Raw genomic sequence first — 6,669 nt, 5'->3', positions numbered from 1 at the left:
GCGCAACGTCAATTACCGTCCCCTCTTGTCGCAGCGCGACATCTGGACAACCTTCACCACCGCATCCGCGGCGCTCATCATAGTTGACGCCCAGCGCTCATCCCAATCGACGTGCTACAAGCTGGACCGATCTGATCTCCGAGGGCATTGCCGCGCTGGGACGCGAGCTTGCCGACAAGACCATCTCGGTTCCGGATCTGATTGAATGGTTCGCAGACTGGTCCCGTGACGTGCGAGGCGAGCAACGCGGACTGCTCCTCCTGACGGCACATCGGGCCAAGGGATTGGAGTTTGACGATGTAGTGGTCCTGAACGGCGGCTGGGAGAGGCCGTCACAGGGAGAAGATGCCGACGCCCCCCGCCGCCTTCTCTATGTAGCCATGACGCGCGCTCGCCGCAGCTTGGCCGTTATGACCAGCGGGGTGCACCCGTATCTGAAACCGTCGCAGACTTCGGTGGTCGAGCGAGATGTCGCCCCGGACACAGCAAACCTGCCCAGTCGAACGCATCAGTACCAGCCGCCCGACCTGAGCCTGGTCGACCTGTCGTGGGCCGGACGCCTACGTGCAGGAGATCCATCGCTCGCTGCAATTGCTGACGCCAAAGCAGGTGATCCAGTCACGCTCGTTCGCACAGGTGGTGGCTGGATGATTCAGGATGTGCTGGGGCGGCCCCTAGGCCGTATGTCGCGCGCCTATTCCACGCCGGAAGGTTGCGAGTTCCGCCAGGGCGAGGTCGGAGCGATTATCTGCTGGCGCAAGACGGACAGCAAAGAGGAATTCCGTGAAAGGATCCGTCGTGAGGAATGGGAAGTCGTGCTGCCTGAGCTAGTCTTCGGTTAGAGGGTGTTTGAGGAGGGGGCTCTGGCGCCTTCCGGAGGAGGCCAGATGAGCTTTGCCCTGCTGGACCACCCGCGATGGTGCGCGGCCGCCATTCTTCTTCGACTAACGTGATCGGCATACAGTGGGTACCATGTACAGGTCGACCCGATCTGCCCAGACGGACTGCGGCACCCTTTGGTCGGACAGGCTTGGTCTGCGGCGCTTGGCGGAGCAGGTCCAGCGCCTCGGCGTTCCGCCAGGCGAGTGCCTCTGCGGCGTGCGCCCCTAACCTCAGATGGTCGTGAGATCGGCAACGATGAAGTAGGCCATACCCGCTCCGCCTAGCAGGAAGCGGCGCCGCGGCCCATCCTGCCGCACCCTCATCGCCCGTTGGCGCTTCAAACCGCTCCTGGGCGGTGTCGGCCGGCCGAAGGCCCCCACCGAACCGGGGACGATCAACGGGGACTCTGGGCCCTGCCGGAGGCCGAGCGGATGCCGCCCTGGGAGTGGCGCCGGCAGCGGCGGCACCGGTAATTGGGACAAACACCCCGTCCGTAGATTCTTTGTCCCTCTTCATTGGGCGTTTACCGCCCTGCGCTACAAGGGTCGCACTGCGGCGGCGGGGAAAGCAGACCCGCCCTAAGCCGAGACAGGCCCGAATTGTTCGGCCATCCCACCCCTCGGGGCGGGGTCGCAGAAGGGGCAGCCGGGGTTGCGACCGGCCCGCAGGAACCCCAAACCGCCCGGCGGCAGAACGCGGCCGGGCGGGTTTGCGGCGTGGCGCCCTGCGGCGTCGCGGCGGTCAGCGGAAGTCGACGCCGCGATGGAAGGCACCGAAGGCTGCCTGCAGCCAGGCGATACCCGCTTGCCACTCCGAAAGCGCCTTGATGAAATTGGCCGTCCGCGGTCGGGCCGTGGCGATGCAGTCTGACGGAGCTGCCCAGGGCACCGCACTCCGCCCGCATCGCGGCCGGCATGTCTCCCCGGGAGCGGCATGTCACAAGCGTTTGCTCGCGCGCGCCCACCGGCGCCGCCGAGGCTATGCAGCCCACACCTGGAAGCCAAGGTAGCGGAGCGCCTTTGCCATCCGGCCATTCATGGGTGGGCACTCGTCCGGTCGCACCGAACCGTAGAGTTCGAGCGCGCAGAAGTGGCCAAAGTAGCCCAGCTTCATGCCCCGGTCGTACAGCACATCGTGCAGCCGCTGGATGAAGTCGCCTGGACCGTGCACTAGGTGCGACAGCGTGCGCCGAACCTTGGCAACGTCCTGCCCGTTCGCGGCCCAAAAGGCGACCGGTAGGTTCGACTGTCCCCCCTTCACGAACCTCGACTGCTGGAGGAAGGCGTGGATCGACATCAGCCCCTCCGTGATGTCGTTCTTCGACGCCGCCTGCAGCGCCGCCGCGTTGCCGAAGAGGTCGCGGACCCTGCGCAGCCATGCCGCATAGTCCGGTGGGACCCTGCTGTTCGCGGCCGAGGTCCACTCCTGGCCCAGGCGCAGGATCTCGTTCCGGCGCTCCTCGGGCGGGCGGACGGGAGCCGATCGCCAAGCTTCATCACCCGAGACGTAAGTCAGCCGCACCCAATTCAGGAACCTGTTGGTCTCGTTCGCGAGCCCCACGTCCTCGAGCTCGGGGCGCCGAAAACCGTTCGGCGCGAGGAGGTGGGTGACTTCATCAAACGCGGGCCGATACTGCTCGTAGACTTGGCGGCGGAGATCCTCCAGGAAGAGCCGTTCGCGGGAGCGCGTCCGGCTCGCCACGTTGATGTTCGTGGGCTCGGCACGGCCGACCGCTCGCTCAATGACCGTGTCGGGGTCGGGCCCTGCTCGGCGCACTTCGGCGTAGATCAGCTCAAAGGTCCTGAGCTTCTCGTCGGTCAGCACATGCGCTGCATCCCAGAGCTCAGCGAACAGCGCCCGGACCTCTTGAATAGCCTCCAGGTCCTCAGGCTGATCAAGGCAGATGGTCGCCTCCCGGTTGGACTGGAGGCCACCGTCCGTCAGATTGGATGAGCCAACAAGCGCAGCCTCGTCAAAGACGTAGATCTTCGCGTGGAACCGGTGCGTGAGGTATCTCACGGCGACGCCGGCGATCCCGTACACCTTCCGTAGCGCTTCCGGGGAGGTGGCGCTGTTGAGCCCCACCAGTAGCTCGACGCGCTTGCCGGCCCTGGCGGCCTCCACGACCGGATCTGCAAGCGAGAAGAAAGGCGCCGCCAGGTGCAGGCGGGACGACTTCGCCATCAGCCGCTTAAAGGGGTTGATGACAAAGTCCTTGTCTGGGCCGTTCGAGAAGATCCGTTTCATCCTATCCGCTCAGCTATCTGTTCGGTGGAGCCATGCCGTATGCCGCGGCGCCGGCCGAGGCACCTGGCGCCGCGGCCGGCATACGTCAGCCGCCTGCCGGCGGCATTACCCTGGTCGCGATGCGCGACAGCAGCTTCTTGCGGTCGGCCGGCCGATCGAGCGCGTGCATCCTGCGGTGGCAGTTTGGGCAAAGCGCGACTGCGTTCTCAATCGTGTCCGGCCCGTCCTTGGCGAGGTGCACGACATGGTGGCACTCGAGGTATGGAACGCCGTCCACCGCAAAGGGTGCAGGTCGGCCGCACAGGTCGCAGATCCCCCTTGCCAGGCGCTTGGCGAGCTCGGCTACGGCCGGGTCGCGATCGTACTGCGCCGTGCGAACTTCACGCGCGCCCGGCCGCTGGCGGCCGCCGAGAGCCGCTCGGCGCGCCAACTCCTCAGTCGAGAGGTGCGCGAGCCGCCGCGCCCGCTCGGTCTCAATCTCTTCCAGGTCGCGGTGCTCGGGCACGGGGCGCTTGCCGCCCCCTTCGAGCCGCAGCGGGAAAATGTAGACCTGGCGCACCCGACCTTCGTCGTCGGGCTGCTGCTCGGTCTGGGCAGCATCGGCGAGCCTGACCTGACCCGCGTAGACGTAACTTCCCCGACGGAACACCTCGAAGAGGTGGACCGGGACGCCGGTCTCCCTCTGCTCCGCCAGCCGCTTGTTCTGGCCCTCAAGCTGCTGATGGCCGATGCGACCCATACCGGTGTAGTGGAGGACATTCTCCTCCCAGCGATCATCGTAGAGCGCCTTGGTGTGGTCAGCGATGACCATCAGGCAGCCCCGCGCGCTCGACCAGCGCATGCCGCCGGCGTTGCCGACGCCAAAGACGCGCGAGAGCTGGTCATTGGTCAGGACGTCGCCGGGATGCAAGGCGTCCGGCGTCTCCGACCCGCCCCACCTGCCCTTCTCGACGACACTGAAGTCCAGCGCCCTTAGGACCGCATTGGTCTCCTCCCCACCGGAGAACGCCGTGCGCGGCAAGGCCTTGCCGCTTGCCAGCTCCGCGGCAATGGAGAGTACAAGCTTGGGCGGGAACGGCGTGCCATCGTCGGGGCGGAGCACGTCGTATCGGGTCGAGCGTGCTCGGGCAGGAATGCCCTCCTGCTCAATCTTCTTCATCGCCCCGATGATGTGGCGGTGCTCCAAGCCATAATCGAGATTCATGCGCGGCTGGATCCTCGGGATGGCGGCTGCAGGTCCTCGGTGAGACAGGCTAGCCAATGGGTCATCGGAGCCGCCACTGCGCTGGGCGCCTTGCTCCGTGGCTGTTCTGCGACCTGGGCGGTGGAGGGACGCCCAAGGCCTCACAGACGAACTGGCTATGATCCGCGGGGGAGCAGCCTCGCGCGTGGCAGGCGTCGCAACAGACCCCGGCCTCAACGCGGGCCTGCCGCCTGGCAAAGACCCAGTCCACGATGCGCAGCGCGAGCGGACGGCGCGGTGCGGCACGTGCCTCGCCAAAGTAGCCGAGCAGCGCATCACGGAAGCACGCTCGGCCGAAGGCGAACTCCTGCATCTGCCGCGACAGCCGCCGCTTCTGTGCCAAGAGCTGACGGCCTTCGTCGGCGCACACATTGGCCTGCTTCACGGTCAGCCCTGCCATGAAGTCGAGGAGCCTGACCGCCGGGCCCTCCGGCTTCTCGTCGGTCAGGAGCACCGCAACGCTCCGCCGCCCATCCCGGCCGGCGCGCCCGAACTCCTGCAGGTAGTCCTCCGGCGAGGCGGGGTGCTGCCAGTGGATCACCAGGCGCACATCGGGGATGTCGACGCCCATGCCGAAGGCGTTGGTGCAGATGATGCGCGAGAGCTTCGGCTCGAGGTGCCCCCCGAAGCGTTGGAGGAGGTCCTGTTTCTCCCGCGCCGGCAGTTGCCCATGATAGAAAGAGGTAGTGCTACCTTGGGCCTCCAGGGCCGTCGCGAGCGCCTCGCCGACCTTCCGAGTCGGGACGAACACCATCGCCTTGACGCCGACCGCTTCGGCCAACCGAAGGAGCTCCGCCACAAAGCTGGGACGCGCCTGCAGGGCGACGCGCCGACGCAGGAAGGAAATGTTCGGGCGGTTGGCGCCGTGGACAAACACCTCCGCTTCGGGCGCTCCGAGCGAGGTGAGAATGCGCGCCTGCGTCTCTCGCCCTGCGGTGGCGGTGAAAGCCAGCACCGGCGGGTTGCCGAGACGCTCGCGGACCTCACCGAGCCGTCCGTACTCGGGCCGAAAGTCCCGTCCCCAGCGGTCGATGCAGTGCGCCTCATCCACCACTAGGTAAGCGGGCCGCAGGGCGCGCAGCCGGGCCAACTCGCGCTCGTTCGCGCCGAAGAAGCGCTCCGGGGCGAGATAGAGGAACTTGAAGCAGCCCCGTTCCAGTAGCTCCAAGCGCAGCTGTTTTTCCTCGGATGAGAGGTCCGAGTTCATGAAGGTGGCCGGGAGCCGATGCCGAAGCAGCCCGGACACCTGGTCCGACATGAGGGCCTTCAACGGGGAGATGACGAGGCAGAGGCCGGGGGTCAGGACGGCCGGGACCTGGAAGGTGAGGCTCTTGCCGGAGCCGGTCGGGCTGACCAGCAGCAGCGATCGGCCCAGGAGGGCCGCCTCGACGACGTCGATTTGGGCCGGCCGGAATGCCTCCAACCCGAAGAGCTTGAGAGCAGGCCCGAGGTGCCGCGTCTGTCGCGCCAGTCGTCCCTCCCGATCAAACCATGTCGCCAGGCGCACGGCAGCTTTTTGGAGAAGGCGGCGCGCCAACCTCACACCGAGATGGGGGTGCACGGCGGCGTGGCACATCTGGCACAGGCTGATCAGATTGGCAGGCTCGTCCGGCCCTCCGGCTGCACGCGGCAGGACATGGTGCACATGAGCGCCGTCGCCCCGCAGATCATTGCCACATTGGACGCACTTGTATCCGTCCCGACGCAGCACGCGGCCGCGGATCTCATCCCATTCCGCATTCAAGGCAGCTGTGGATCCCTGGAGGCCGGACGATCTTCGGCAGCCGGCTTATCAGCAACTTCAGATAGAATTATAACCTAGAAAATTCCTCATGTGGAATAGGGTTGAGAGGCGGCTGGCAGTAAGCCGCACCGACGGTGCCGCTCACCCGGGCTCCTGCACAGCGGTTGGGCTCCAAGGCCTAGGGTTCAGCGGCGCCACGTACGGGATAGATGATCTGCCCGACTGGTCCACACCCCATCGTTCCCGCGGCGAGGCTCCTCCAGGTATTCTATCGATCAGAACAGAAAAGGGGCATCCAAGCTCCAGGAACCGTCGATCCGTATCGGCAGCTGTCTCGCCGCGCTTTCAGAGGGCGTGGCACCTGCCTCCCTAAAGCGCTTGGCTTCTGCCGGTGAGTACGCGAAGCGTAGCGCCACGCCCTGCGCCACCTCGGATGACCAGCCCCCATTGACTGGTCCGGGCGAGATTTTAGTGGAGCATGGGCATTGGCGGGGCCGATGAACCGTTGGAACCGGGATGGGGCATGGGCTTGGCTCCTCCTGGCATGATCACC

4 protein-coding genes are annotated in these 6,669 nt (G+C 66.3%); 1 reads left to right on the top strand and 3 read right to left on the bottom strand.

Annotated features, from left to right (window positions below; all coding sequences use genetic code 11):
• The first annotated feature begins 83 nt into the window (after nucleotides 1-83).
• Nucleotides 84-842 (top strand): ATP-binding domain-containing protein, encoded by a 759-nt coding sequence (locus QMO56_RS26420; protein ID WP_283530597.1) that lies wholly within the window; start codon nucleotides 84-86, stop codon nucleotides 840-842.
• 1,018 nt (nucleotides 843-1,860) lie between these two features.
• Here the strand turns inward: QMO56_RS26420 and QMO56_RS26415 are convergent.
• The 3 genes from QMO56_RS26415 to QMO56_RS26405 form a co-directional block, all read right to left on the bottom strand.
• Nucleotides 1,861-3,129, bottom strand: a complete 1,269-nt coding sequence (locus QMO56_RS26415; RefSeq protein ID WP_283530595.1) for a phospholipase D family protein — start codon at nucleotides 3,127-3,129, stop codon at nucleotides 1,861-1,863.
• 85 nt (nucleotides 3,130-3,214) lie between these two features.
• Complete coding sequence (locus QMO56_RS26410; protein WP_283530594.1) at nucleotides 3,215-4,333, bottom strand: HNH endonuclease; 1,119 nt, start codon at nucleotides 4,331-4,333, stop codon at nucleotides 3,215-3,217.
• A 61-nt stretch (nucleotides 4,334-4,394) separates the two neighbouring features.
• Entirely contained in the window at nucleotides 4,395-6,116 is a 1,722-nt protein-coding gene (locus tag QMO56_RS26405) for a RecQ family ATP-dependent DNA helicase (RefSeq protein WP_283530592.1), read from the bottom strand.
• Nucleotides 6,117-6,669: the final 553 nt, after the last annotated feature.

The sequence above is a fragment of the Roseomonas sp. E05 genome, from assembly GCF_030063475.1.
In the GTDB taxonomy this organism is placed as follows: Bacteria; Pseudomonadota; Alphaproteobacteria; order Acetobacterales; family Acetobacteraceae; genus Pseudoroseomonas.
This window is presented reverse-complemented; position numbering and strand designations above follow the sequence as displayed.